Below are 24,692 nucleotides of genomic sequence, written 5' to 3'. Positions count from 1 at the left end.
CCCGACGCACCGACACGCCGGGCGGCACCCAGGATCGACATCCCTGCGCATACCAAATCGAAGAATTCAGTGCGCGCATCCAGGGAAAACACTCTGGCCATCTAACGCTCCATCAATCAGAGCGTTGCTGCGACCATATGACTCTGCCGACCCTTTGACAGCCACAAGTGATAGAGCACCGGGGAAGGAAGCGGCTACTTCTCGACGAGGGTCAGGACGTCGTAGGTCGCCACGATTTCGTCGTTCTGGTTGGTCAGGACGGCGTCCCAGGCCACCTCGCCGTATTCGTCGGTCTCGCGCGGGGTGATCTTCTTGGCCGTCAGCGTGACCCTGATGGAGTCGCCTGCGGCCACCGGGGTGATGAAGCGCAGGTTCTCCAGGCCGTAGTTGGCCAGCACCGGGCCCGGCGCGGGCTCCACGAACAGGCCCGCCGCCCAGCTGAGCAGCAGGTATCCGTGCGCCACGATGCCCGGGAAGAACGGGTTGGCCTCGGCGGCTTCCTGGTTGGTGTGGGCGTAGAAGGTGTCGCCCGTGGAGTTCGCGAACTTGGTGATTTCCTCCAGGCTCACTTCGCGCAGCTCCGAGCGGATGGCGTCGCCGATGTGCAGCGTGGCCAGGGACTTCCGGAACGGGTGCTGGCCCTCGGTCTCGAGCGTGAAGTTGCGGTCCGCGCCGGTGTGCCAGAGTCCGGTGACGGCGGTCAGCATGTTGGGGGAACCCTGGATGGCGGTGCGCTGCATGTGGTGCATCACCGAGCGGATGCCGCCGAGCTCCTCGCCGCCGCCGGCGCGGCCGGGCCCGCCGTGGACCAGGTGCGGGACCGGGGAACCGTGGCCGGTGGAGCTGCGGGCGTCCTCGCGGTTGAGCATGAGCACGCGGCCGTGGTGGGCGGCAATTCCGGTGACGAGTTCGCGGGCAACCTCGGGATCGTTCGTGCAGACCGAGGCGACCAGCGAGCCGCCGCCGCGGGCGGCGAGGCGGACGGCGTCGGCCAGGTCCGTGTAGCCGATCACCGAGGACACGGGACCGAAGGCCTCGAGCGAGTGGACCTCCTCGGCCTCCGGGTTGGCCCAGCTCAGCAGGACCGGTGACATGAAGGCACCGCCGTCGACGACGCCGACGCTTCCGTCCGCGCTGGTGACCTTCGGCGCATCGAGCGTGCCGTAGGCAAGCTCTCCGCCGGCGTCGAGCATCGACTGGACGGCGGCGCGCACGTCGGCGAGCTGCTCGAGGGAGGCCAGGGCACCCATGGTGACGCCCTCGGCGCGGGGGTCACCGAGCACGACGCGTTCGCGGACGCGGTCCCCCACGGCGGCGACGACGTCGGCCACCAGTTCCTGCGGCACGATCGCGCGGCGGATGGACGTGCATTTCTGGCCGGCCTTGGCTGTCATCTCGGTGACAAGGGACTTGATGAAGGCGTCGAATTCCGGCGTGCCCTTGACGGCATCCGGGCCCAGGATCGCGGCGTTGAGGGAGTCGGTCTCGGAAGTGAAGCGGACCCCGCCCTTGACCACGTTGGGGTGGGACTTCAGCGTGTTGGCAGTCGAGGCGGAACCGGTGAAGGCAACGAGGTCGCGGTAGTCCAGGTGGTCCAGCAGGGTGCGGACGGAGCCGGAGATCAGCTGCAGCGAGCCCTTGGGCAGGATGCCGGATTCGTCGATCGCCTTGACCACGGCGGCGGCCACGTAGCCGGTGGGGGTGGCCGGCTTGACGATGGTGGGAACGCCAGCGAGGAAGGCCGGGGCGAGCTTCTCGAGCATGCCCCAGACCGGGAAGTTGAAGGCGTTGATCTGCACGGCGACACCGGGGATGCGCGTGTAGATGTGCTCGCCGGCGAACGAACCGTCCCGGGACAGCACCTCCATGGGGCCATCCACCACCACCTGGGCGTTGGGCAGTTCCCGGCGGCCCTTGGAGCCGAACGTGAACAGGACGCCGATGCCGCCGTCGATGTCGATCATCGAGTCGATCTTGGTGGCACCGGTCTGGGCCGAGAGCGCGTAGAACTCCTCGCGCCGGCCGTTGAGGTACTGCGCCAGCTCCTTGAGCTTGAGGGCCCGCTGGTGGAAGGTGAGGGTGCCCAGTTCCGCCTGGCCGGTGGTGCGGCTGTAATCCACGACGCCGGCGAGGTCAAGTCCCTCGGTGCTCACCTTGGCCAGGAGCTCGCCGGTGCTGGCGTCCAGGACCGGCGCGGCGCCGGCAGCGGAGGCGGCGTCGGGGGTCCACCAGGAACCCCGGATGAAGCTGGGGACGATCTCTACAGTGTCTATGGTGGGTACGGCTGTGGTGGTCATCGTTGACGGGTCCTTCCATCGCGGGGCAAGATCAACACGGCCGGAACATTACTGACCGTCCGTTCGGTAATATGTTCTAGAGTACATGAATGAGGCCTGCCGCACACTAGCAGCGGTGGCACCGACCGGCATGGCCCCTCCGCCGGCCTGCAACAAAGGAGACGCAATGACGCCCGAGACCGGCAGCACCGAGATGTGGAAGATCACGCTCGGGGAACTCGACGAGAAAATGGGCGTGAAGATCCTCGAGGAGTCCGTGGACCGGGTTGTGGCGACCATGCCGGTGGAAGGCAATCGGCAATCGTTCGGGCTCCTGCACGGCGGCGCCTCACTGGCAGTCGGCGAGGCGGTGGGCTCCTGGGCCGCCGTCATCCACGCCAGCACCCTGGGCAAGACGGCGGTGGGCGTGGACGTCTCGGCCACGCACCACAAGTCCGCCCGCGAGGGGCTGATCACCATCACGGCGACCCCCATCCACTTGGGCGGCACCCTGACCACGCACGAGGTGCTGATCACCAACGAGGCGGGCCAGCGGCTTTGCACGCTGCGGATCACCAACCTGCTGCTGGACCGCAAGGGCTGAGCCCCGGGGTCCCCGGCCCGCGGGTTCGCCCCGGCCCACCCCGGCCCGCGGGTTCGCCGGAACCCTGCGGGCCCGCCGGTTATTTACGGCGTTCTGGCAGCGTACCGGCGAACTCGGGCGCACTCCTTACCTCGATATTCCACAGCGACGTAGGGCCGATGGACCCGGAAGGCCCGCTCCCCGGACTGTTAGCTTGGAAGGGCCGAGTCGCCCGGCACCGCCGGGTTTCACCGGTCGCACCGGAAAGGGTCCGCCATGCTCTCAGACACCTCGCGTCCCGTCATCCAGGCAACGCTTCCTGTGGTCGGCGAGCACATAGAGGAGATCGCCAAGCGCTTCTACAAACACATGTTCGAAGCACGGCCTGACCTCCTGGACGGCCTCTTCAACCGGGGAAACCAGGCAGACGGCCGCCAGCAGCAGGCACTCGCCGGATCCATCGCGGCATTCGCCAGCACGCTCGTGGAGCATCCTGACCAAGTGCCGGATCATCTGCTCTCCAGGGTGGCGCACAAGCACGTGTCGCTAGGACTTAGTCCGGACCAGTACCAGGTTGTCCACGACCACCTCATGTGGGCGATCGTGGATGTCCTCGGGGACGCCGTCACTGACGAGGTCGCCGCGGCCTGGGACGAGGTCTACTGGCTGATGGCAAACCTGCTCATCAACAAGGAGCGCGGGCTGTACAACGCCGTGCACCTGTCCCCGGAGACCATCTGGCGGACGTGGAGGGTGGTACGGCGGATCCAGGAGACCGATGACGTCATCTCCTTCGTAGTTGAGCGGACCGACGAGCGCGACGTCAAGCCGTCCCTGCCCGGGCAGTACGTCACCATCAAGATGACCATGCCCGACGGCGTGCAGCAGCCGCGGCAATACAGCCTGACCAAGGCCGACGACGGCCAGCACCGGCAGTTCGCGGTCAAGCGGGTCCACAGTCCTGGGAAACCCGACGGCGAGATGTCCACGCTGCTCCACAACAACGTCCAAGTGGGCGACGAGGTGGTGCTCTCGGCACCGTTCGGCGACGTGGTGCTGGAGTACACGGACCGGCCCCTCGTCATGGCCAGCGCCGGAATCGGCGTCACTCCGATGGCAGGAATGCTCTCCCATCTAGTGCAGTCCACTTCCCAACGCCAGGTGATGCTCCTGCATGCCGATGACAGCGAGGCATCCTTCCCGCTCCGCGCGCAGGTCCAAGAGGATCTTGCGAAGCTGGCTGACGGGACGCTAAAGACGTGGTTCCTGACCCCTGCTGAGGCCGGAGAGTCGTCCGGAGCCGCGTTTTCCGGCTTCATGGACGTCAGTGCTGTAGAGCTCCCCGACGACGCCGAATACTACCTCTGCGGTCCCCTGCCGTTCCTGAAGTCGGTTCGCAGTGCCTTGATCGCCGGCGGTGTCGCTGCCAAGGACATTCAATACGAGGTATTCGGCCCGGATCTCTGGTTGGCTGATTTCCAGTAGCCGCGGCTCGCTGCCCTGCCCTCCTGCCCCCGAGCCCTCGAATTCGCCGGAACGCTGCGGGCTCGCCGATTAATTGCGGCGTACTGGCAGCTTTCCGGCGAACTCGAGCCAGGAGCCGGAGCCCGGTAGGCCCGCGGCCCCGAGCCAGGAGCCGGTAGGCCCGGAGGCCCGGAGTCCCGGAGATTCTGCTAGCGGCGTGCCCGGCGCCGGCCGAAGGCCACGAAGGCCGCGCCGAGCAGCAAGGCCGCGGCGCCGAGACCGGCAGCGGGTAACAGCCCGGCGGCGCCCGTGCTGGCCAGCTGGTCCGCATTATCCGGCGAACCGCCCGGCGTTTGGCCGCGGGCCGTCACGGAGGCGTCCGACGGCGGGACGGGAGACGGCGCCGGGGCGGCCGAGGTTACCGGCTGCTGCGGAAGCGGTTGCTGAGCGATCGGTTGCTGCGCGGCCGGCGCGGTTGGGGTTACCGGCTGCTGCACGGCCGGTTCCTGCGGGAGCGGCTGCTGCGCGGCTGGCGCGGCCGGGGTTACCGGCTGCTGCGCCGCCGGTTGCCCCGCGATCGGCTGCTGCGCGATCGGCTGCTGCGCCGCCGGTTGCCCCGCGATCGGCTGCTGCGCGATCGGCTGCTGCGCCGCCGGTTGCCCCGCGATCGGCTGCTGCGCGATCGGCTGCTGCGCGATCGGCTGCTGCGCCGCCGGCTGCTGGTTGGCCGGCGGGCCGGGAGCTGCGGGCTGGCCCGGCGCCGGGGTCCCGTCAGGGCTGCCCGCCGAAACAGCTGCGGCGTCGACGGTGAACGCAACGGTGGCCGGAAGCGATGTGACACCGTCAATGGCTTGGGTCACCGTCAGAGTGTGCGCTCCGGCGGCCAGTTCTGCGGGGAACGCGACACTCCACTGGGCACCGCCGGCCAGGTTTCGTGGAATCCGCGGCTGAAGCGCGGCCAGCGTCCCTGCCGCTGACCCGCCGGAGCCGGCCTGCGCTGATCCAACGGGCGCACCGTCCACGGCCACGGTCACCGTGGCACCGTCAATGGCTGTGCCGGACATGCCGGCGGGCAGGGCGTCTTGGCGCACACGTCTGCCATCCCGGGGGCTCGACACCGCCGGGGCCGGCGGAATGATGGAGAGCGTGCGGGTCACTGCGGGACTGTCAGATTCCCCGGGAGCCGTGAGCACCGCCGTGAGCGAAACCTTCCCGAAGACCGGCTGGTCGGCCACCTTGATGCTCCACCGGCCGTCTGCGGCGACTTTGCCCGTTCCGGTGAAGCCGCCGGAAAGTCGTACCGTGCGGCCGGCTTCACCGGTGCCCTCGATCGTGTCGACGGCGGTAAGCGCCGGGCCCTCCGCCGGAGAGGTGATGGCAGGGGCGGCGAGGACGGATACGTCGACGGACAGGGAGACTGCCCCGGAGCGGCTGAATCCGTTCACCGTTTCAGCCGAGAACGTGTAATGCCCAGCCTTTGAGGGCGCGGGGACCCGCCAGTTTCCCGATGCGTCGATTGGTACTGCCACCGATTGGGCGGCCTTCTGGCCAGATTTCTGGCTTTGGACCGTGATGCGGACTTTGGAATTGGGAGCCACCACGGAGGCCGGACCGGCGTCCACATGCCCGGTAATGGGCTCGCCGGCCGTGACAGCTCCGTTGGCGGCCTTCGTGAGCGTTGGCTTGGTCAGGAACAGCTGCAGCTGGACGCCGCCGGGGACCCGTCCGGTGGCGTCCACGAGAGTGGTAGCGATGGCCCGGGTCTGTACGCCGTTTTCGCTCTCGGCCCCGGTGTGCATGCCGACCGCGAAGTTCCCGCTGATCCATGGTCCGCCTGAGTCTCCGGGGCGGGATTTGACGGTGCTGGAGTCGAAGCCGTTGAGCGCACGGAGGTCGTTGTTGTAGTCCGGCGGGAGGGAGTGCGGTCCAGCGATGACCCAGGTTCCCACCGAGTCCACGGTCCCGCACGACCAGCCGAGCGTCCGGCCGGACCGGCACACGGGCTGGCCCTGAAACGGGGCCACGGTTCCGACGATCTTTACGGACGTCGGCCCCGGGTTGGCGGGGTTGTCCCACCGCGTGATGGCGGGCTGGAGATCCACGCCGCTCCGGATGCCCTTGAGGACGGCGATGTCCGTTCCGACGTTGGTACCGTCCGACGCCACAGTGGTGTTGCCCGGACCGCCGAACTGGCTGAACCCGAACGTCCCCAGGATCCCGGCGGCCTTGCCCGAGCCCGGGGTGGCTGAACCGGCGGCGCTGGCCGCCGGCGCCCCTGCCGGGTCTTCAATCCGGGCCTGTTTCGCGGCACCGTCATCGGCGCAGTGTCCTGCCGTCAGGACCAGCGGCTCACCCGCGGGGTCGTAGGCACCGAACCCGGCCGAGCACAGTGTGCGCCCGTCAATGATGTAGCCCTGGCCGCCAAAGAAGTCCCCCTCCGTGGCGACCCGCGATCCTTGTTCCAGCGCAACGTTTGCGTAGCGGGCCACGAAGTCGGCCGCGGACATCTTCGCCGTCGCATTCGGCCCTGCCGCCGGTTGCCCGGCCAGGCTGGCGTCGGCGCCAGGGTCGGCGTGGGGCTTGGTGCCGGCGTCGGCCTCGGCGGCCGGAGCAGACTGCGCGGTGTTGGTGCCGCCGGTGCGGATGACGAAGTGGCCGTTGGTGTACGTGACCGCCTGCAGCCCGGCGGCCCCGACCTCGCGGACGTAGGCCTCGAACAGTTGCTGCGTGCTGGAGGCCAGGAGCTCCGCGGCAGACGGGACCGCAGCCGTGGCCGCAGGGGCGGAAAGCACGAAGTCGGCCGGGCCGGTCCGGTTCAGTTCGGCCACGCGGGCCAGGAGTTCGGGGCTGCTTCCTTCCACAGCGATCTTGCCGCCGGCGAGGCTGATCCCCACATAGCCGGGGAGGGTGCGCAGGGAGGGTGCGGCGTCGGCCGCCCGCCGGGCCAGTGCACCGGCGGCGTCGAATTCCGCCAGGGTCATGCCGAGGTCCCGCTGCACGGCCTCAGCCAGGCCGGCACCGCTGATGGGCGCCGTGGAAGGCTCAGCGGAAGGCGCAATGGAAGGTGCAGCGGAGGGCGCCGAGGACGAGTCAGCCGGTGAAGCATTAGGGAATGAAGAAGCGGAAGTGTCCGACGGCGCCGGGGTCGCCGTCGTCGAGCCGGACGGCGCCGGTGCGGGCGTGCCGGAGCCGGCTTCGGCCAACGCCGGAACGGCGGACAAGGCACCGGCGGACACGGTACCGGCAAGCGCAATCGCGAGGGCCGCGGCCCGCACCATCGGCTGGAACTTCGGAGTCTTCACTGGGCCACCCTACCCGCGGGAGCCCTATCTGCCGAGCTTGGCAAGGATGGCCGCGAGCTCCCCGGACGTCACTCCATGGCGGATCAGGTAGTCCGCGGTGTTCAGGGACCGGACAAATTCCAGCAGACTTTCGCCCCGGGATTCCAGCAGGGGCAAAAGGACGGCGTCGGGCAGGAACCGTTCGTGGGGATGCGGGACAGCGGCGTCCCGGTGGTGCTCGTTGATGCCCCGCATGGAGCGCTGGTAGCCGCGCACAATGGCCTCGTCACTGTGCCCGGCGAGGTCCTGGAGCATGGCGGCAATCATGCCGCTCCGGTCCCGGCCAGCAGAGCAATGGATTACCACGCCGCCCTCCGCGGCGGCCACCGCCTTGAAGACGCCGGCCAGCAGGTCCGGGAACAGCCTGGCGTTGTCGGCGTAGGAGGCCGGGTCGTTCAGGTAGGGCACGCAGAGCGCGCGGAATTCGGCGTTGCCCGGATCTTCGGTGGGTGCCATCACGACGTCGATACCGGCCAGGGCGGCCGGCGCCACCGGCGGGTCGGTCTCCCGGCGCCGAATTTCGGTTTCGTTGCGGAGGTCGACGACGGTCCGGATGCCGTGGCGGTACGCCTGCCGCCAGCCGGCCTCGGTCAGCCATTCGCGGCGTCCCATCCGGTACACGTCCCCGGCCACATGCCACGCGTTGACGGCCCCGTCCCACTCCATCGCTCCGGGCGCCGCCGTCCCGGACCCGTCCGCTCCGCCTGCCCGCTGCAGGCCGCCGGCAGCCATTACCGGACCCTGGCCAGCCGGGCCTCCAGGCCGTTCCGGACCATGGGCCACTCGTGCTCGAGGATGGAAAACACGACAGTATCGCGCAGCGCACCGTCGCCGCTGCGGGTGTGGCTGCGCAGGATGCCGTCCTGCTTGGCGCCCAGCCGCGCGATCGCCTCGCGGGACTGGTGGTTGAGCCAGTGGGTCCGGAATTCGACGGCGGGGCAGCCCAGGGTCTCGAAGGCGTGCCGCAGCAGCAGCAACTTGGAGTCCGGGTTGCTGCCGCTGCCGTGTGCGGACGCCGCGTTCCAGGTGGAGCCGATCTCCACCCGGGGCGTGCCGGCGTCGATGTTCATGTAGGTGGTCATGCCGATCACCCGGCCCGGCCCGCCCGTGGCGGGGTCAAGGAGCCGCGTGGTGAAGGGCAGCATGGACCCCTGTTCCTGCAGGGCCAGGCGCCGCTCAATCTCGGCGGCCATCTGTTCCGGGGCGGGCACGCTGGTGTACCAGAGGTGCCACAGTTCGCCGTCGCGGGCCGCCTCGACCAGGCCGTCGTGGTGGTCCTGGCTCAGCGGCTCAAGGACGACGTATTTGCCGGTCAGGGTGATGGGGGCGATAGCGGGACGGTCCAGGGAAGTCACCGCACCATCCTAGGGGCACGGACCTGCGCCGGTCACTTGGTCCAGTCGAAGAAGCCCTTGCCGGACTTGCGGCCCAGTTCCCCGCGGGCCACCTTGTCGCGGAGGATCTGCGGCGGGGCGAACCGCTCGCCCAGGGTGGACTGCAGGTATTCCGCGATGCCCAGGCGCACGTCCAGGCCCACGATGTCGGTGGTCCGCAGCGGGCCCGTGGGGTGCTTGTAGCCCAGGACCATGGCGTTGTCGATGTCCTCGGCGCTGGCCACGCCCTCTTCCACCATGCGCATCGCTTCGAGGGCGATCGCGACGCCCAGCCGGGAGGAGGCAAAGCCGGGCGCGTCGTTGACCACGACGGCGGTCTTGCCGAGGGCCTCGACCCAGCCGCGGGCGGCCTGGGCCAGGGCCTCGGACGTCTGCTCGCCGAGGACCACCTCGATGAGTGTCGACGCCGGCACCGGGTTGAAGAAGTGCAGGCCCAGGAAGTTCTGCGGCCGCTTCAGCTCACGGGCCAGTCCGTTGACGGACAGCGATGACGTGTTGGACGCGAGGCAGGCGTCCTCGGCAAGCCGCTCCTCGATGCCGCGCAGGGCGGTGACCTTCAGGTCCCAGTCTTCGGGAACGGCCTCGATCACCAGCTGCCGGTCCTTGAAGTCGTCATAGTCCACGGTGACCGCTAGCCGGGAGACCATTTCGTCCAGGTTGCCGTCCACGGCGCCGCGTTCAATGCTCTTGGCGGCGGCGGATTCGACCCGTTCCCGGGCGGCCTCGGCCGAAGCCTCGTCGCGCTCGACGACCAGGACATTGGATCCCTTGATCAGGAACGCGTGGGCGATGCCGGCGCCCATGCGGCCGCCGCCCAGCACTCCGACGGTAGCGGGCAGGTTGGCGGGGAGTACGGGGTTGCCCATGGCTATTTCTGCTTTCCGGGTTCAGTGGCGGACGTCTTGGCGGCTTTCTTGGCTGCTTTCTTATCCAGGAAAGCCTGCATGCGGTCGAACTTGGCCTGGGATTCGAAGAGGATCCCCTGCGCCAGCTGGTCAATCAGGGGATGTGCCTCGGCCGGGGCATGGAACACGGATTTGGTGATCCGAACGGCGAGCGGGTCCTGAGTGGCGATCCTGTCCGCGAGCCTGTGGGCGGCGGCCATCAGCTCGGAGGGTTCATGGATTTCGGTGATGAGGTTGACGGCCAGGGCACGTTCCGCGCGCAGCACGGCTCCGGCCAGCAGCATTTCCTTGGCCACCGGCTCCCCCACCAGTTCCTTGAGGCGCCAACTGGCGCCGGCGGCGGCCAGGATGCCGAGACCGGTTTCGGGGTTGCCGATCCGGACGGACGGGGTGCCGATCCGGAAGTCGGCGGCGTACGCCAGTTCGGCACCGCCGCCGAGGCAGAAGCCGTCCAGGGCGGCGATGACGGGCATCGGCAGCTTGGCGATCCGGACGAAAATGGTGGAGTTAATGCCCTGCAGGGCATCATCGCGGCGGCGTTCGCGCAGCTGACCGATGTCGGCGCCGGACGCGAAAACCCCGTCGGCGCCTGCGATGATGAGGACTTTGGGATGCTGCTCAAGGTGGGCGCACACGGTGTGGAGTTCGTCGACCATCTGCTGGTCGATCGCGTTGCGGACCTCGGGGCGGTTGAGCACCACCACCACGCGGTCCTCGCGCTGGTCCACCAGCAGTGTGCTGAAGCCGGCCGGGTCGAGCGCCGGGGCCGCCACTAAACCCGCTCCAGCAGCATGGCCGTGCCCTGGCCGACGCCGATGCACATAGTGGCCAGGCCGATCTTGGCATCCTCGCGTTCCATCCGTCCCAGCAGCGTGATGGCGATCCGGGAACCGGAGGAACCCAGCGGGTGGCCCAGGGAGATCGCACCGCCGTCGCGGTTCACAATCTCCGGGTCCAGGCCGAGCCGGCGCATACTGGCCAGCGACTGCGTGGCGAACGCTTCGTTAAGTTCGACGGCGCCAAGGTCACCGACGCTGAGGCCGCTGCGCTTGAGGACCTTCTGGGTGGCCGGAACCGGGCCGATGCCCATGATTTCGGGCTCGCAGCCGGCGGAGGCGCCGTCGATGATGCGGGCGCGGGCCGTGAGGCCAAGCTTCTGGATCGCGGCTTCGGAGGCGACGATGATGGCGGAGGCGCCGTCGTTGAGCGTGGAGGAGTTGCCGGCGGTAACGATCGAACCGCCCTTGACCACAGGGCGGAGCCCGGCGAGCACGTCCATGGTGGTGCCGGCGCGGGGGCCTTCATCGGTGTCCACCAGGGTTTCGCCCTTGCGGGTTTTGACGGTCACGGGGACGATTTCCTCGGCGAAGCGGCCGGCGGCGATGGCGGCCAGGGCGCGTTCGTGGGAGCGGACGGCGAAGGCGTCGGCGTCCTCGCGCGAGATCCCGTCGACCCGCCCCACTTCCTCCGCCGTCTCCGGCATGGAGTAGGTCATCTTGCCGTCGCGGGAGAGCTCGCCGGTGGTGAACTGCGGGTTGGCGAAGCGCCAGCCGATGGAGGTATCGAAGATTTCGCCCGGCTTGGCGAAGGCGGTCCGGGGCTTTTCCTGGACCCAGGGTGCCCGGCTCATGGATTCGACGCCGCCGGCGATCACGATGTCAGCGGCGCCGGACTTGATCATGTGGCTGGCCATGATGATGGCGCTGAGCCCGGAGGCGCAGAGCCGGTTCACGGTGATGCCGGGGATGTGCAGGGGCAGTCCAGCAAGGAGGGTGGCCATGCGGGCCACGTTGCGGTTCTCTTCGCCGGCGCCGTTGGCGTTGCCGAGGATTACCTCGTCAATGGCGTCAGGATCGACGCCGGCGCGGACCACTGCCTCGCGGACCACCAGTGCGGCCAGGTCATCGGGGCGGACTGCGGAGAGGGCGCCGCCGTAACGGCCCACTGGGGTGCGGGCGCCGCCAACAAGAAAAGCCTCGACCATGAGAACATCCTTCACCAAGAAAGCGGGGCCGGCAGCAGAGTAATTTACCGACCGTTCGTTCTATAAAGATTACACGGCAGGGCAAGTGGGTCAACCGGATGCGGCCGGATTACGCGACGACGACGCCCAGGTGGCTTGCGAGCAGCGGCGCCAGCAGGGTGAGCTGGTAGTCGTCGATCACAAGGCCGGCCAGGCTGCCCAGGCCATTGATCGTGCGGAAGTCGGTGCCGCGGAGGTCGAAGTCCTTGAGCCTGGCTCCACTGAAGTCCACGGTGCCGATCGTGCAGTTCTTCAACGCCACCCGGGTGGCGGTGCAAGAGCCCAGATCCAGCTCGTTGATGATGCAGTCGCTGATCTGCACGTCCGTAAGCTTGGATCCGCGCAGGTTCACGTAGTCGAGCTTGCCGCCGTCGATCCGCACCGACTGCCAGCCGCTTTCATAGAACTCCGCCGATCCCCAGCGGGGGTTGCCGATCTCCACATCCCGCAGGCTTGCCCGGGCCGCCGTCAGCACCGGCGCGTAGACCTCGGTGAGGATGCAGTCACGGAAAGTGGCACCACGCAGCTGCGTCTCATTGAAGGAGACACCGGCGAATTCGCACTCGGCAAAGTCAGTGCCGCCGAGCTCCAGCCCGTCCGCCGAGGCGCGGCTGTACCGGACGCCGTCGTACCGTTCCCCACGGCGGAAGTCCGGGGCAGGATCGTCCCGCAACTCCCCCGGCCGGACCGGCGCCAGGCGGGGCGCGGTGACCTTAGGGGCTTTTCCAGCTGCGCGCCCGGCCATCAGAGGGATTCGGCTTTGGCGGCGATTTCCGCCAGGTCTTTCGCAAGCGCCTTGCGGGTAATGCGCATGCCGAGGGGACCAAACACGGTGAGCATGATCTTGCTGAACCGGGTGGGCTTGATGACTTCGGCGCCAAAGGTCAGCGTGAGGTCAGTCCCGCCGTCGCGTTCGGCCAAGGAGAACCGGGAGGTGTAGTCGGCGCCGCCCTGGAGGGCTTTCACCGTGGTGCCGCCCGCCCGTCCGGGCGACGGCGGCTCGCACTGGGAAACCCACATCTCCACGGTTTCCGAGCGCCCCATCATGGTGCGGGTTTCCTTCCAGCGGGTGCCCTCGGCATAGGGCCCGTCGGTGAGCATCTGGATCGCATCGACGCCGGACAGGGTGGCGGCAGATCCGGGAATGTCCGACACCACCGCCCAGACCGAGTCAGCCGGAGCATTGATGTGCTGGGTGAGCGTGGTCTTGTGGTCCATGACCTCGAGCCTATCGGATCGGCCCGCGCGATTGACTTGAATTAGTAAGCATGCTTTGTGTTAGTCTGGACGGACAGCAATTTGGACCGGAAACGAAAGGTGGCCTGAACCATGGGTATCGGAGACAAGATTCAGAACGAAGCGGAGCACCTGGGCGGCAAGGCTAAGGAAGCCGCCGGAACTGCCACTGACAACGACCAGCTTCGGGCCGAGGGCCAGCGCGACCAGGTTGTGGCCGACGCCAAGAAAGTTGGCGAAAACGTCAAGGACGCCTTCAAGAAGGACTAGTCCTTACAAAGTTTGGCGGCGCCGGATTTTCCTTTGGGGGATGTCCGGCGCCGCTTTTTTGTGCCCGGTTTTATGCCCGGCTTTTGCCCCTCTTTGGCCGCCAGCCTGCAAGAATGGCCGCACAGACCGACGGAGGGGACACCATGGCGGGAACAGGGACGGACCACGGCAGGCACGCGAGCCGGGATCGCAGCAACGTCGACCTGAGCCGGGCCAGCGTTGCCGCCGGCGGGTCGCCGGTGTTGCGCGGCTACCTGGCGGCCCCGGCGGGCGAAGGGCCTTTTCCGGCCGTCCTGATGGTCCATGAAGCCTTCGGCCTGGATGACATCACCGTCCGCCACGCTGACCGGATGGCTGCGGCGGGCTACCTGACGCTGGCCGTTGACCTGTACAGCGACGGCGGCGCCCGCCGCTGCCTCGTGGCCACCATGCGTGCGCTGGCGGCAGGCGAAGGCCGGGCCTTCATCGATCTGGCGGCGGCCCGGGACTGGCTGCAGGAATCCGGCCGGACCACAGGCAAGGTCGGAGTGATCGGCTTCTGCATGGGCGGCGGCTTCGCCCTGCTCCTGGCCAATGACGGCTTTGACGCCGCAGCCGTCAACTACGGCCGGCTCCCCAAGAACCCCGAAGAGACGCTCGCCGGCGCCTGCCCGATCGTGGCCAACTTCGGCGGCAGGGACCGCACGCTGCGCGGCGGGGCGGCGAAGCTCGAGTCCGTGCTCGACCGCATCGGCGTGGCCCACGACGTCAAGGAATTCCCGCACGCTGGGCATGCCTTCCTCAACGATGCGGAGACCGGCCCAAAGGTACTCCGGCCGCTCTCCCGGGTTATGGGCATCGGCCCTGACCCGCAGTCCGCCCCGGAAGCCTGGCAGCGGATCGAGGACCACTTCGCCCGGCATCTGACGGGCTGAGTACCTAAAGGGCTGAGTACCTGACGGGCTCAGCACCTGGGTTGGGCACCCGCGCGCCGGATGGCGCGCGGGTGCTCGGATGTCACACGGTCTTGGTCAGCCCTGTCCGCAGGAGGGGCTCGAAGAACGCGGCCAGGTCCGTCGTCGCCGTCAGCGGCAGGACGTTCGCCACGTACTGGTCCGGGCGGACCACCACGACGACGCCGCCGCGGTCGAGGCCGCGCAGTTCGAAGATGTCCGCCGTGGGATCGGTGCCGTAGACCTTCTCGAGGTAGGTGAGCTTGAACGGCCCGACTTCCGGCTTGAACACGGCAGGCACGGCGCCGATGTCGATGCCTGTGTGGTCCTGCTGGTAGATCACCTTCACGTCGAACCACGCGTCACGGTCCGCCCCATCGGGGGTGGCGGCGAGCGGCGAATCCGGCGCGTTGGCCAGCCACGCGGCGAGGTCGGCGGTCGGCGACGGCGCTCCAGCAACGGCCGCGTCCGCGAAGACGTAGATCCGCCAGCGGCCGTCCGCCGTGGCCTGGTGGCCGAGCTGGACCGGGTTGGTGTCACAGACCCGCACAACGGGCGCGGACTTGAAGCGCTTGCCGACGGGGAAACCGGTGGCCAGGTTCTGATGTGTCGCCTCGGCGACGATCATCGACGGCGAGTACTCGGTCATGAAGCCCGCGGGGAACTCCGCGGTGCGCACGTAGAAGTCCTCAAGCTCGGAGGGGTTCTCGAACTCCTCGGGCTTCTTTGCCATCAGCGTCGACCACACCTTGTCGAAGTCGATCAGGTTCTTCGCGACGACCTGCCGCTCGGCCGAATAGGTGGAGAGCAGGCTTTCCGGGCTGCGGCCCTCCAGCACATGGCCAAGCTTCCAGCCGATGTTGAAGCCGTCCTGCATGGAGACATTCATGCCCTGGCCGGCCTTGGCGCTGTGGGTGTGGCAGGCGTCGCCGGTGATGAAAACCCGCGGCGTGCGGGTGCCGAGCTGCTCCGGCAGGACGTCATCGAACCGGTCGGTGAGGCGGTGGCCCACCTCGTACACGCTGTGCCAGGCCACGTTGCGCACATCGAGCGTGTAGGGCTGGATGATCGCGTTGGCCTTGGCGATGATCTGCTCGATGGTGGTCTTGCGGACGGCACCGTTGTCGTTTGCGGCCACCTCGCCAAGGTCGACGTACATGCGGAACAGATGCCCGCCTTCGCGCGGGATCAGCAGGATGCTGCCGCCGTCGTGGGACTGGATGGCGCACTTGAGGCGGATGTCGGGGAAGTCCGTGTTCGCGAGCACGTCCATGACGCCCCACGCGTGGTTGGCCTGGTCGCCGGCCATGGTGCAGCCGATCGAAGCCCGCACCTTGCTCCGCGCGCCGTCCGCACCCACAACGTACTTCGCCCGGACTATGCGCTCCTGACCCTCGTCGGGGCCGGCCGTGTGAACGAGGGTCACGGTGACCGGGTACTCCCCTTCACCGGTGACCTCAAGGCTGCCGAACTCCAGGCCGTAGTCGGGCGACATGCGGGTGGGTGAGTTCGCCATGAACTCGCCGAAGTAGTCCAGCACGCGGGCCTGGTTGACGATCAGGTGCGGGAACTCGCTGATCCCGCCCGGGTCATCGAGGGTGCGGGCGCTGCGGACGATGCTCGAGGGGTTCTGGGGGTCCGGCTTCCAGAACGCCATCTCAGTGATGCGGTACGCCTCAGCGATGATCCGCTCGGCGAAGCCGAAAGCCTGGAAGGTCTCCACGCTCCGGGCCTGGATGCCGTCGGCCTGGCCGATGGCGAGCCGACCTGCGCGGCGCTCCACAATGCGGGTTGTGACGCCCGGGAACTGGGACAGCTGGGCGGCCGCGAGCATCCCTGCCGGGCCGGTGCCCACAATGAGCACGTCAACCTCGTCAGGAAGCTGTGTGGGTCGGTCGATGCCGGCGCCGGCGGCCGGCTGGACGCGCGGGTCTCCGGATACGTAACCGTGATGGTGGAAATGCACGGGCTTTCCTCACTTCGTTGTGTGGCGGCCTGTCGCCGTCTTGCGTGTTCGATAATAGAACTTCGTGTTCGATAATCGAAATATATTCTGTGATCCAGAACTGTACGGCAGACATGACGCGGGTTACAAGTGCCTTGAAAACCCCCGGAACAAGGGGTTGACGATCGGCGTTTCTTGGGACATAGTCATCGTATACGATTTCGTACTCGATGAGGAGACAATCTTGGAACAGGTCACCGACCACATCCTGGCCGCGGCCCGCAAGGTCATCGCGGTGCATATCAACTACCCCAGCCGGGCGGCCCAGCGCGGCCGCACACCGGAGCAGCCCTCCTACTTCCTGAAGCCCTCCTCCTCCCTGGCTATCGGTTCGGCGGAGGCCCCTTCATCGGTGGAGCGCCCGGCCGGCTGCGAGCTCCTCGGCTACGAGGGCGAAATCGCTTTGGTCATCGGCAAGGCCGCCCGCCGCGTGGGCATCGAGGACGCGTGGAGCCATGTCGAGTGGGTCACGGCCAGCAACGACCTCGGCGTCTACGACCTCCGCTACGCGGACAAGGGCTCCAACCTCCGGTCCAAGGGCGGCGACGGCTTCACCCCGGTGGGCCCTGGACTGATCGCCGCGGACACCGTTGACCCCGCGGCACTGCGGATCCGCACCTGGCACAACGGCGAACTGGTCCAGGACGACACCACCGAAGACCTCCTCTTCCCCTTCACCCGGCTCGTCGCCGACCTGTCCCAGCTGCTCACCCTCGAAGAGGGCGACATCATCCTCACCGGCACCCCGGCCGGGGCATCCGTGGCCAAGCCGGGGGACGTCGTCGAGGTGGAAGTCAGCACCGAACCCACCGGGCTCTCTACCGGCCGGCTGGTCACCCGGGTTGCGGAAGGCACGACGCCGTTCGCGGACTTCGGCGCCGGGCCCAGGACCGATGATCTCCAGCGGGAGGAAGCGTACGGCTCCCGCGAAGCGGCCGGCCTTCCCGCCGTCGGGCCGGTTACGGTCCTGACCCCGGAGCTGAAGGCGAAGCTGGAAAGCGTCTGCACCGCCACCCTGTCCTCCCAGCTGCGCAAGCGCGGCCTGAACAACGTCAGCATCGACGGCCTGACCTCCACCCGGCCGGACAAGCGGATCGTGGGCCTGGCCCGGACCCTGCGCTACGTGCCCAACCGCGAGGACCTGTTCAAGACCCACGGCGGCGGCTTCAATGCCCAGAAGCAGGCCATCGATTCCGTCAACGAGGGCGAGATCCTGGTGATGGAAGCCCGCGGCGAAAAGGGCACCGGCACCATCGGCGACATCCTGGCCCTCCGCGCCCAGGTCCGCGGCGCCGCCGCCATCATCACCGACGGCGGCGTGCGCGACTTCTCCGCCGTCGCCGCCATGGACATGCCCACCTACTATGCCAACCCGCACCCCGCCGTCCTTGGCCGGCGGCACATCCCGTGGGACACGGACATCACCATCGCCTGCGGCGGCACCACCGTGCAGCCCGGGGACATCATCGTGGCCGACGCCGACGGCATCCTGGTGATCCCGCCGGCCCTCGCCGACGAGCTCGCCGACGAGTCCATCGCCCAGGAACGCGAGGAAACCTTCATCGCCGAGATGGTGCAGCAGGGCCACAGCGTGGACGGGCTCTACCCGCTCAACGCCGCCTGGCGGACCCGCTATGAGGCATGGGAAGCAGGCAAGGCCAATGACTGACACAGCCGCCGCCGCAGGCACCAACATAGCCACCACCGTCAGCAAGTCCGAGCAGGCCTACGCGGCCGTCAAGTCCCGGATCGTGGACGGGACCTACTCCCCCGGCTACCGGCTGGTGCTCGCCAAGATCGCCGAGGACCTGGGCGTCAGCGTGGTCCCGGTCCGCGAAGCCATCCGCCGGCTCGAAGCCGAAGGCCTGGTCAAGTTCGAACGGAACGTCGGCGCCACCGTCTCCGGGATCGACCCCACGGAGTACCTCTATACGATGCAGACCCTCAGCATCGTCGAGGGCGCCGCAACAGCCCTCTCGGCTCCGTTGATCGGGGAGGCAGACGTGGCCCGCGCCCGGGCCGTCAACGCCGAGATGCGCGACTGCCTGCAGCACTTCGACCCGGTCCGGTTCACCGCGCTGAACCAGGACTTCCACAGCGTCCTGTTCGAACACTGCCCCAACCCGCACATCCTGGACCTGGTCCACCGGGGCTGGAACCGGCTCGCGTCACTGCGCTCATCCACGTTCCGCTTCGTCCCCGGCCGCGCCCATGAATCCGTGGAGGAACATGAAGCGCTGCTGCAGCTCATCGAGTCCGGCGCCAGTCCGGACGACATCGAAAAAGCCGCTCGCCGCCACCGCAGCGCCACCCTGGACGCGTACCTCGCCCAAACCACACAGCAGTAAGGAAAAACAATGACGTTCACTGCACCTGAGACCACCACCCACTACGTTCCGCAGGACCTTCCCACCCACATCCAGCACTACATCAACGGCGAGTTCGTTGACTCCGTGGGCGGCAAAACCTTCGACGTCCTGGACCCGGTCTCCAATCAGAATTACGCCACCGCTGCCGCAGGGCAAAAGAAGGACATCGACCTCGCCGTCGCCGCCGCCCGCAACGCGTTCACCAATGGCCCGTGGCCGAAGATGAAGCCCCGCGAGCGCGCCCGCGTCCTGAACAAGATCGCCGACGCCGTCGAGGCCCAGGAGGCCCGGCTCGCCGAGCTGGAAACCTTCGACACCGGCCTGCCGATCACCCAGGCCAAGGGCCAGGCCCTGCGCGCGGCGGAGAACTTCCGCTTCTTCGCGGACCTGATCGTGGCCCAGTTCGACGACGCCATGAAGGTCCCCGGCGCCCAGATCAACTACGTCAACCGCAAGCCGATCGGCGTCGCCGGGCTCATCACGCCGTGGAACACCCCGTTCATGCTCGAGTCCTGGAAGCTCGCCCCCGCCCTTGCCGCCGGCAACACCGTGGTGCTCAAGCCGGCCGAGTTCACCCCGCTCTCGGCCTCGCTGTGGGCACAGATCTTCAAGGACGCGGGCCTGCCGGACGGCGTGTTCAACCTGGTCAACGGCCTGGGCGAGGAGGCAGGCGACGCCCTGGTCAAGCACCCGGACGTGCCGCTGATCTCCTTCACCGGAGAGACCACCACGGGTCAGACGATCTTCCGCAACGCCGCGGCCAACCTCAAGGGCCTGTCCATGGAGCTCGGTGGCAAGTCCCCGTGCGTCGTGTTCGCCGACGCCGACCTCGACGCCGCGATCGACTCGGCCCTGTTCGGCGTCTTCTCGCTCAACGGGGAGCGCTGCACCGCAGGCTCGCGGATCCTGGTGGAGCGCGCCGTGTACGAGGAATTCTGCGAGAAGTACGCCGCCCGCACCAAGAAGATCGTGGTCGGGGACCCGCACGACCCCAAGACCGAGGTCGGCGCGCTGGTCCACCCGGAGCACTACGCCAAGGTGGCCTCCTATGTGGAGATCGGCAAGTCCGAGGGCCGGCTGCTGGCCGGCGGCGGCCGCCCGGAGCACCTGCCGGAGGGCAACTACATCGCCCCCACCGTCTTCGCGGACGTCGCCCCGGACGCGCGGATCTTCCAGGAGGAGATCTTCGGCCCCGTCGTCGCCATCACCCCCTTCGAGAACGACGCCGAAGCCCTCGCCCTGGCGAACGACACCAAGTACGGGCTCGCGGCCTACATCTGGACCCAGAACCTGACGCGGGCGCACAACTTCTCGCAGAACGTCGAGGCCGGCATGGTCTGGCTCAACAGCCACAATGTCCGGGACCTCCGCACCCCGTTCGGCGGCGTCAAGGCCTCCGGCCTGGGCCACGAAGGCGGCTACCGCTCCATCGACTTCTACACCGACCAGCAGGCCGTCCACATCACCCTCGGCTCAGTCCACACCCCTAAATTCGGCGCCTGAATTCCAGCTAGCGCCAACCAGCCCCCTTTCAAAGAAGAGAGAACACCATGACCAACTTTGTCCCCACCCCGACGGTCCCGGCTCCGGACATCGTCCGCTGCGCTTACATGGAAATCGTCGTCACCGACCTCGCGAAGTCCCGCGAGTTCTACGTGGACGTCCTCGGACTGCACGTCACCGAGGAAGACGAAAACGCCATCTACCTGCGCTCCCTCGAGGAGTTCATCCACCACAACCTGGTGCTGCGCAAGGGACCTATCGCCGCCGTTGCCGCGTTCGCGTACCGGGTGAAGTCCCCCGCCGAGGTGGACGCCGCCGAGGCCTACTACAAGGAACTGGGCTGCCGCACCGAGCGCCGCAAGGAAGGCTTCACCAAGGGCATCGGCGACGCCGTCCGCGTCGAGGATCCGCTGGGCTTCCCCTACGAATTCTTCTACGAGACCGAGCACGCGGAGCGCCTTACCCAGCGCTACGACCTCTACTCCGCCGGCGAGCTGGTCCGCCTGGACCACTTCAACCAGGTCACCCCGGACGTCCCCAAGGGCCGCAAGTACCTTGAGGACCTCGGCTTCCGCGTCTCGGAAGACATCCAGGATTCCGACGGCGTCTCCTACGCCGTCTGGATGCACCGCAAGCAGACCGTGCACGACACCGCACTGACCGGCGGGAACGGCCCGCGCATGCACCACGTCGCGTTCGCCACCCATGAGAAGCACAACATCATCCAGATCTGCGACAAGATGGGCGCCCTGCGCATCTCCGATCGGATCGAACGCGGCCCCGGCCGGCACGGCGTCTCCAACGCCTTCTACCTCTACATCCTGGACCCGGACGGCCACCGCATCGAGATCTACACCCAGGACTACTACACCGGCGACCCGGACAATCCCACCATCACCTGGGACGTCCACGACAACCAGCGCCGCGACTGGTGGGGTAACCCCGTGGTCCCGTCCTGGTACACGGAGGCCTCCCTCGTCCTGGACCTCGACGGCAATCCGCAGCCGGTCATCGAACGCACTGATGCCTCCGAAATGGCCGTCACGGTCGGTGCCGACGGCTTCTCCTACACGCGCAAGGACGCAGACAGTGCTGCCGAGGGCTTCAAGCTCGGCGCGCAGCTCTAGGCCCTCATCGCCCTGCCGGTCCCGCATCCCCCAGATGCGGGACCGGGCCCCAGCTTCCCCCACACTGAGCTGCCCAACCACCTGAGGAGCACCCGAATGCTTGACTCCGCGACCATCGAGGCCATTGCCGACGAGCTGCTGGAGGCCGCCCGGTCCCGGACTCCGGTCCCGCGGCTGACGGCCCGGTACCCGGACATGACGGTGGAGGACTCCTACGCCGTCCAGCAGCTGTGGCGGCGCCGCAACGAGGACGCCGGCCGGAAGCTCGTGGGCCGCAAGATCGGCCTCACGTCCAAGGCCATGCAGGCGGCCACCGGCATCACCGAACCGGACTACGGAGCGATCTTCGATGACATGGTCCTCGAGACCGGGTGTTCGGTGCAGTGGGACCAATACACCCACCCGCGGGTCGAAGTGGAGCTGGCGTTCGTGCTCAAGAAGGGCCTGGCCGGCCCCGGCTGCACCATCTTTGACGTCCTCAACGCCACCGACTACGTGGTCCCGGCCCTCGAGATCCTGGACTCCCGGATCGAAATGGAGGGCCGGACCATCGTGGACACCATCGCCGACAACGCGGCAATGGGCGCCATGGTGGTCGGCGGCAACCCGGTGAAGCCGGACGCCGTGGACCTACGCTGGGTCTCCGCGATCCTGTACAAGAACCAGACCGTCGAGGAAACCGGCGTCGCGGCAGGGGTCCTGGACCACCCGGCCAACGGAGTGCACTGGCTGGCCAACAAGATCGCCGCCCACGGGGACGGCATGAAGGCCGGCGACATCATCCTCGCCGGTTCCTTCACCCGGCCGCTCTGGGTGTACCAGGGCGACACCGTCCACGCCGACTACGGACCGTTGGGGAGCATCGCATGCCGCTTCGAGTAGACCCCGACCCCACGTTCCGCGACGCCCTGCGCAACCAAACGGGCGCTGCCGGCCGGCCGCTGGCGGGGATGTGGGTCTGCTCAGGCAGCCCGCTCGTGGCAGAGCTCTGCGCCGGGGCCGGCCTGGACTGGCTGCTGATCGACGCCGAACACAGCCCCAACGGGCTCGAATCGATCCTCGCCCAGCTGCAGGCCGTCCGCGGCTACCCGGTCCAGGCCATGGTCCGGCCGCCGGTCAACGACACGGTGCTGATCAAGCAGTACCTGGACCTCGGGGTCCAGAACCTGCTGATCCCCATGGTGAACTCCGCCGCCGAGGCCAAGGCCGCGGTGGCCGCCACCCGCTACCCGCCGCACGGCGTCCGAGGGGTGGGCTCCGCCCTGGCCCGGGCCTCGCGCTGGAACCGGATCCCGGACTACCTCGCCCGCGCCTCCGAGACCATCAGCCTCACCGTCCAGATCGAATCCGACGCCGCGGTCGCGTCGGTGGAGGAGATCCTGGCCGTCGACGGCGTGGATGCCATCTTCCTGGGCCCCTCCGACCTCGCCGCCTCCATGGGCGTCCTGGGAGAGCAGGAACACCCCCAGGTGCGCGCCGCCGTCGAACACTGCCTAGCCGCCGCCAAAGCGGCCGGCAAGCCCGCCGGCGTGAACGCCTTCAACCCTGCCACCGCGCACCATTACATGGCGGCCGGCGCCGCCTTCATCCTGGTGGGCGCCGATGTCGCACTGCTGGCCCGCGGCTCCGAAGCACTCGCCGCGGAATACGTCCGGCCGGGCCCGGCGGCCCAGCCTGGCAACGCTCCCGCCAGCTACTGAGGATTCCGGGGTTAACCGCGACGGCGGCAGCCACCTGGTGAAGGTGGCTGCCGCCGTCGCTGCGCGTAGGAGCAGTTAGCTGTAGAGCTCGTTCTTGGGCGCGTTGTTCTTGACCTTCTGCCAGCCCAGCCACAGCACCAGGGCGAAGAACGGAACCGTGGCCAGGGTCCAGAGACCCAGGTGGAAGACCTCGCCTGTCTTGCTGGTCATGGTGTCGAAGCCGATCAGCACGGTGATGGCCAGCAGCGCGAGAAGTCCGGCCCAGCTGGTCCAGGGCGAGCCCGGCATGGGCAGGCTGGACACGCGGCCCTTCTGGTGGCGCAGGGCGATCTGGCTGGCGAAGATGGCTCCCCAGGTGAAGATCACGCCGATCGAGGCGGTGTTCAGTGCGAGGTCGAAGGCGTGCGAGCCGCCCAGCCAGATGTTCAGGAGGATGCCCACCAGGTAGAAGGCCGCGATGGCCAGGATGGCCGCGTACGGCACGTGGCGCTTGGACATCCGGGTGAGCCACTGCGGGGCATGCCCGTTGTTGGCCATGGTGCGGAAGACACGGCCGATCGAGTACAGGCCCGAGTTGCAGGAGGACAGCGCGGCGGTGATGACGATCATGTTCATGACGTCGCCCACCCAGCCGAGGCCCATCTGGCCAAACACGGTGACGAACGGGGACACACCGGCCTTGTACTGGTCCGAGGGCAGCAGCATGGCCAGCAGCAGCACGGAACCGACGTAGAACACCACAATGCGCAGCACGACGGCGCGGATCGCCTTGGGCACTTCGCGCTTGGCGTTTTGCATCTCGCCGGCGGTGATGCCGACGAGTTCGATGCCGTTGTAGGCGAAGATCACGGCGTTGAGCACGAGGACCATCACGAGGGCGCCCTTGGGGAACATCCCGCCGTCGTCGGCAAAGAGGTTGGCCACCGAGGCATGGCCGTCGCCCACCTTGGCGTTGGTGACCACCATGAAGGTGCCAACGGCCAGGAAGATCAGGATGGAGCCGACCTTGAGGCAGGATGCCCAGAATTCAAACTCGCCGAACGCCTTGACGCTGAGCAGGTTGACGGCCACCAGCATGGCGAGCGCGGCAATCGCGGACGCCTCCACGGGCACGTTGGGGAAGAAGAACTGGAAGTACAGGCCGATCGCGATGAGCTCGGCGATCCCGGTCATGCCCCAGTTGATGAAGTACATCCAGCCGGAGATGTAGGCGCCCTTCTTGCCGAACATTTCGCCGGCGTAGCTGACGAAGGAGCCCGAGGTCTGGCGGTACATGATCAGTTCACCGAGCGCGCGCATCAGCAGGTAGGCGATGACGCCGGCGATGGCGTAGGAGAAGATCAGCGCCGGTCCCGTGGAGGCCAGGCGTCCGCCGGCACCCATGAACAGGCCAACGCCGATTGCGCCGCCCATCGAGATCATGGTCACGTGGCGGCCGCTCAGGGTCTTCTTGTAGCCCTCGGCGCTGAGGGTCGAGTCGACGGCGGATTCCGCTGGCGCGCTCTGGAGTTCTGTGGGGGTAATTGATGGCACAACGGTTCCTTGTAGGTCGGATTATGGCCGG

The 24,692-nt window shown here is 67.9% G+C and carries 21 protein-coding genes; 10 read left to right on the top strand and 11 right to left on the bottom strand.

Going from position 1 to position 24,692, the window contains the following annotated elements; all coding sequences use genetic code 11:
* Nucleotides 1-194 precede the first annotated feature (194 nt).
* The gene (gene paaZ, locus AC1DDO_RS20620; protein WP_476972639.1) at nucleotides 195-2,297 is read right to left on the bottom strand and encodes a phenylacetic acid degradation bifunctional protein PaaZ; all 2,103 of its coding nucleotides are present in this window, start codon (nucleotides 2,295-2,297) and stop codon (nucleotides 195-197) included.
* A gap of 166 nt (nucleotides 2,298-2,463) precedes the next feature.
* Between paaZ and AC1DDO_RS20615 the strand changes: the two genes are divergently transcribed.
* A complete protein-coding gene (locus AC1DDO_RS20615; protein WP_441409727.1) occupies nucleotides 2,464-2,880 on the top strand; it encodes a PaaI family thioesterase in 417 nt (138 codons plus the stop codon).
* A gap of 255 nt (nucleotides 2,881-3,135) precedes the next feature.
* Nucleotides 3,136-4,344 carry a globin domain-containing protein gene (locus AC1DDO_RS20610; protein WP_476868954.1) on the top strand — a complete coding sequence of 403 codons (1,209 nt, stop codon included), beginning with the start codon at nucleotides 3,136-3,138 and terminating at the stop codon, nucleotides 4,342-4,344.
* Nucleotides 4,345-4,532: 188 nt separating this feature from the next.
* On the opposite strand, the gene AC1DDO_RS20605 is transcribed toward AC1DDO_RS20610, so the two are convergent.
* The 8 genes from AC1DDO_RS20605 to AC1DDO_RS20570 form a co-directional block, all read right to left on the bottom strand.
* Nucleotides 4,533-7,625 (bottom strand): S1 family peptidase, encoded by a 3,093-nt coding sequence (locus AC1DDO_RS20605; RefSeq protein ID WP_476972638.1) that lies wholly within the window; start codon nucleotides 7,623-7,625, stop codon nucleotides 4,533-4,535.
* Nucleotides 7,626-7,649: 24 nt separating this feature from the next.
* The gene (locus AC1DDO_RS20600) at nucleotides 7,650-8,330 is read right to left on the bottom strand and encodes a tyrosine-protein phosphatase (protein ID WP_476868993.1); all 681 of its coding nucleotides are present in this window, start codon (nucleotides 8,328-8,330) and stop codon (nucleotides 7,650-7,652) included.
* Between the two features lie 65 nt (nucleotides 8,331-8,395).
* Nucleotides 8,396-9,019 carry a GNAT family N-acetyltransferase gene (locus tag AC1DDO_RS20595; RefSeq protein WP_476868956.1) on the bottom strand — a complete coding sequence of 208 codons (624 nt, stop codon included), beginning with the start codon at nucleotides 9,017-9,019 and terminating at the stop codon, nucleotides 8,396-8,398.
* Between the two features lie 32 nt (nucleotides 9,020-9,051).
* The gene (locus tag AC1DDO_RS20590; RefSeq protein WP_476868957.1) at nucleotides 9,052-9,924 is read right to left on the bottom strand and encodes a 3-hydroxyacyl-CoA dehydrogenase family protein; all 873 of its coding nucleotides are present in this window, start codon (nucleotides 9,922-9,924) and stop codon (nucleotides 9,052-9,054) included.
* A 2-nt stretch (nucleotides 9,925-9,926) separates the two neighbouring features.
* On the bottom strand, nucleotides 9,927-10,736 hold the full coding sequence (locus tag AC1DDO_RS20585; protein WP_476972637.1) for an enoyl-CoA hydratase/isomerase family protein: 810 nt from the start codon (nucleotides 10,734-10,736) through the stop codon (nucleotides 9,927-9,929).
* On the bottom strand, nucleotides 10,736-11,947 hold the full coding sequence (locus AC1DDO_RS20580; protein WP_476972636.1) for a thiolase family protein: 1,212 nt from the start codon (nucleotides 11,945-11,947) through the stop codon (nucleotides 10,736-10,738). Before AC1DDO_RS20580 ends, AC1DDO_RS20585 begins: the two co-directional genes overlap by 1 nt.
* A gap of 109 nt (nucleotides 11,948-12,056) precedes the next feature.
* On the bottom strand, nucleotides 12,057-12,731 hold the full coding sequence (locus tag AC1DDO_RS20575) for a pentapeptide repeat-containing protein (RefSeq protein ID WP_476972635.1): 675 nt from the start codon (nucleotides 12,729-12,731) through the stop codon (nucleotides 12,057-12,059).
* Nucleotides 12,731-13,204: an SRPBCC family protein gene (locus AC1DDO_RS20570; protein WP_476868994.1), complete on the bottom strand. Its 474-nt coding sequence runs from the start codon at nucleotides 13,202-13,204 to the stop codon at nucleotides 12,731-12,733. Before AC1DDO_RS20570 ends, AC1DDO_RS20575 begins: the two co-directional genes overlap by 1 nt.
* Before the next feature lie 111 nt (nucleotides 13,205-13,315).
* On the opposite strand from AC1DDO_RS20570, the gene AC1DDO_RS20565 reads away from it, so the two are divergent.
* Together AC1DDO_RS20565 and AC1DDO_RS20560 are read left to right on the top strand one after the other, a co-directional pair.
* Entirely contained in the window at nucleotides 13,316-13,492 is a 177-nt protein-coding gene (locus AC1DDO_RS20565) for a CsbD family protein (RefSeq protein WP_441409718.1), read from the top strand.
* Nucleotides 13,493-13,635: 143 nt separating this feature from the next.
* Nucleotides 13,636-14,406, top strand: coding sequence for a dienelactone hydrolase family protein (locus AC1DDO_RS20560; RefSeq protein WP_476972641.1), 771 nt, complete (start codon nucleotides 13,636-13,638; stop codon nucleotides 14,404-14,406).
* An 82-nt stretch (nucleotides 14,407-14,488) separates the two neighbouring features.
* On the opposite strand, the gene AC1DDO_RS20555 is transcribed toward AC1DDO_RS20560, so the two are convergent.
* Nucleotides 14,489-16,390, bottom strand: a complete 1,902-nt coding sequence (locus AC1DDO_RS20555; RefSeq protein ID WP_476972634.1) for an FAD-binding monooxygenase — start codon at nucleotides 16,388-16,390, stop codon at nucleotides 14,489-14,491.
* A 223-nt stretch (nucleotides 16,391-16,613) separates the two neighbouring features.
* Between AC1DDO_RS20555 and AC1DDO_RS20550 the strand changes: the two genes are divergently transcribed.
* The 6 genes from AC1DDO_RS20550 (at nucleotide 16,614) to AC1DDO_RS20525 (ending at nucleotide 23,128) form a co-directional block, all read left to right on the top strand.
* Nucleotides 16,614-18,098, top strand: coding sequence for a fumarylacetoacetate hydrolase family protein (locus AC1DDO_RS20550; RefSeq protein ID WP_476972633.1), 1,485 nt, complete (start codon nucleotides 16,614-16,616; stop codon nucleotides 18,096-18,098).
* Nucleotides 18,091-18,777 (top strand): GntR family transcriptional regulator, encoded by a 687-nt coding sequence (locus AC1DDO_RS20545; protein ID WP_476868963.1) that lies wholly within the window; start codon nucleotides 18,091-18,093, stop codon nucleotides 18,775-18,777. Before AC1DDO_RS20550 ends, AC1DDO_RS20545 begins: the two co-directional genes overlap by 8 nt.
* Nucleotides 18,778-18,786: 9 nt before the next feature.
* On the top strand, nucleotides 18,787-20,301 hold the full coding sequence (gene hpaE, locus AC1DDO_RS20540) for a 5-carboxymethyl-2-hydroxymuconate semialdehyde dehydrogenase (RefSeq protein WP_476972632.1): 1,515 nt from the start codon (nucleotides 18,787-18,789) through the stop codon (nucleotides 20,299-20,301).
* A gap of 47 nt (nucleotides 20,302-20,348) precedes the next feature.
* Nucleotides 20,349-21,428, top strand: a complete 1,080-nt coding sequence (hpaD, locus tag AC1DDO_RS20535) for a 3,4-dihydroxyphenylacetate 2,3-dioxygenase (RefSeq protein WP_476972631.1) — start codon at nucleotides 20,349-20,351, stop codon at nucleotides 21,426-21,428.
* A gap of 96 nt (nucleotides 21,429-21,524) precedes the next feature.
* Nucleotides 21,525-22,310 (top strand): 2-oxo-hept-4-ene-1,7-dioate hydratase, encoded by a 786-nt coding sequence (hpaH, locus tag AC1DDO_RS20530; RefSeq protein WP_476972630.1) that lies wholly within the window; start codon nucleotides 21,525-21,527, stop codon nucleotides 22,308-22,310.
* A complete protein-coding gene (locus tag AC1DDO_RS20525; RefSeq protein ID WP_476972629.1) occupies nucleotides 22,295-23,128 on the top strand; it encodes an aldolase/citrate lyase family protein in 834 nt (277 codons plus the stop codon). The genes hpaH and AC1DDO_RS20525 overlap by 16 nt, the downstream gene beginning before the upstream one ends.
* A gap of 75 nt (nucleotides 23,129-23,203) precedes the next feature.
* Here the strand turns inward: AC1DDO_RS20525 and AC1DDO_RS20520 are convergent, their stop codons facing one another.
* Complete coding sequence (locus tag AC1DDO_RS20520; RefSeq protein WP_441409710.1) at nucleotides 23,204-24,661, bottom strand: amino acid permease; 1,458 nt, start codon at nucleotides 24,659-24,661, stop codon at nucleotides 23,204-23,206.
* Nucleotides 24,662-24,692 lie beyond the last annotated feature (31 nt).

It is taken from the genome of Arthrobacter sp. 10N43, assembly GCF_056394525.1.
This window is presented reverse-complemented; position numbering and strand designations above follow the sequence as displayed.

What these genes read in the sequence shown, in the direction of transcription:
- hpaE (WP_476972632.1), top strand. Translation starts at nt 18,787, where the DNA reads ATGACGTTCACTGCACCTGAGACCACCACCCACTACGTTCCGCAGGAC.
- AC1DDO_RS20610 (WP_476868954.1), top strand. Translation starts at nt 3,136, where the DNA reads ATGCTCTCAGACACCTCGCGTCCCGTCATCCAGGCAACGCTTCCTGTG.
- hpaH (WP_476972630.1), top strand. Translation starts at nt 21,525, where the DNA reads ATGCTTGACTCCGCGACCATCGAGGCCATTGCCGACGAGCTGCTGGAG.
- hpaD (WP_476972631.1), top strand. Translation starts at nt 20,349, where the DNA reads ATGACCAACTTTGTCCCCACCCCGACGGTCCCGGCTCCGGACATCGTC.
- AC1DDO_RS20560 (WP_476972641.1), top strand. Translation starts at nt 13,636, where the DNA reads ATGGCGGGAACAGGGACGGACCACGGCAGGCACGCGAGCCGGGATCGC.
- paaZ (WP_476972639.1), bottom strand. Translation starts at nt 2,297, where the DNA reads ATGACCACCACAGCCGTACCCACCATAGACACTGTAGAGATCGTCCCC.
- AC1DDO_RS20525 (WP_476972629.1), top strand. Translation starts at nt 22,295, where the DNA reads ATGCCGCTTCGAGTAGACCCCGACCCCACGTTCCGCGACGCCCTGCGC.
- AC1DDO_RS20575 (WP_476972635.1), bottom strand. Translation starts at nt 12,731, where the DNA reads ATGGCCGGGCGCGCAGCTGGAAAAGCCCCTAAGGTCACCGCGCCCCGC.
- AC1DDO_RS20590 (WP_476868957.1), bottom strand. Translation starts at nt 9,924, where the DNA reads ATGGGCAACCCCGTACTCCCCGCCAACCTGCCCGCTACCGTCGGAGTG.
- AC1DDO_RS20565 (WP_441409718.1), top strand. Translation starts at nt 13,316, where the DNA reads ATGGGTATCGGAGACAAGATTCAGAACGAAGCGGAGCACCTGGGCGGC.
- AC1DDO_RS20545 (WP_476868963.1), top strand. Translation starts at nt 18,091, where the DNA reads ATGACTGACACAGCCGCCGCCGCAGGCACCAACATAGCCACCACCGTC.
- AC1DDO_RS20600 (WP_476868993.1), bottom strand. Translation starts at nt 8,330, where the DNA reads ATGGAGTGGGACGGGGCCGTCAACGCGTGGCATGTGGCCGGGGACGTG.
- AC1DDO_RS20615 (WP_441409727.1), top strand. Translation starts at nt 2,464, where the DNA reads ATGACGCCCGAGACCGGCAGCACCGAGATGTGGAAGATCACGCTCGGG.
- AC1DDO_RS20580 (WP_476972636.1), bottom strand. Translation starts at nt 11,947, where the DNA reads ATGGTCGAGGCTTTTCTTGTTGGCGGCGCCCGCACCCCAGTGGGCCGT.
- AC1DDO_RS20570 (WP_476868994.1), bottom strand. Translation starts at nt 13,204, where the DNA reads ATGGACCACAAGACCACGCTCACCCAGCACATCAATGCTCCGGCTGAC.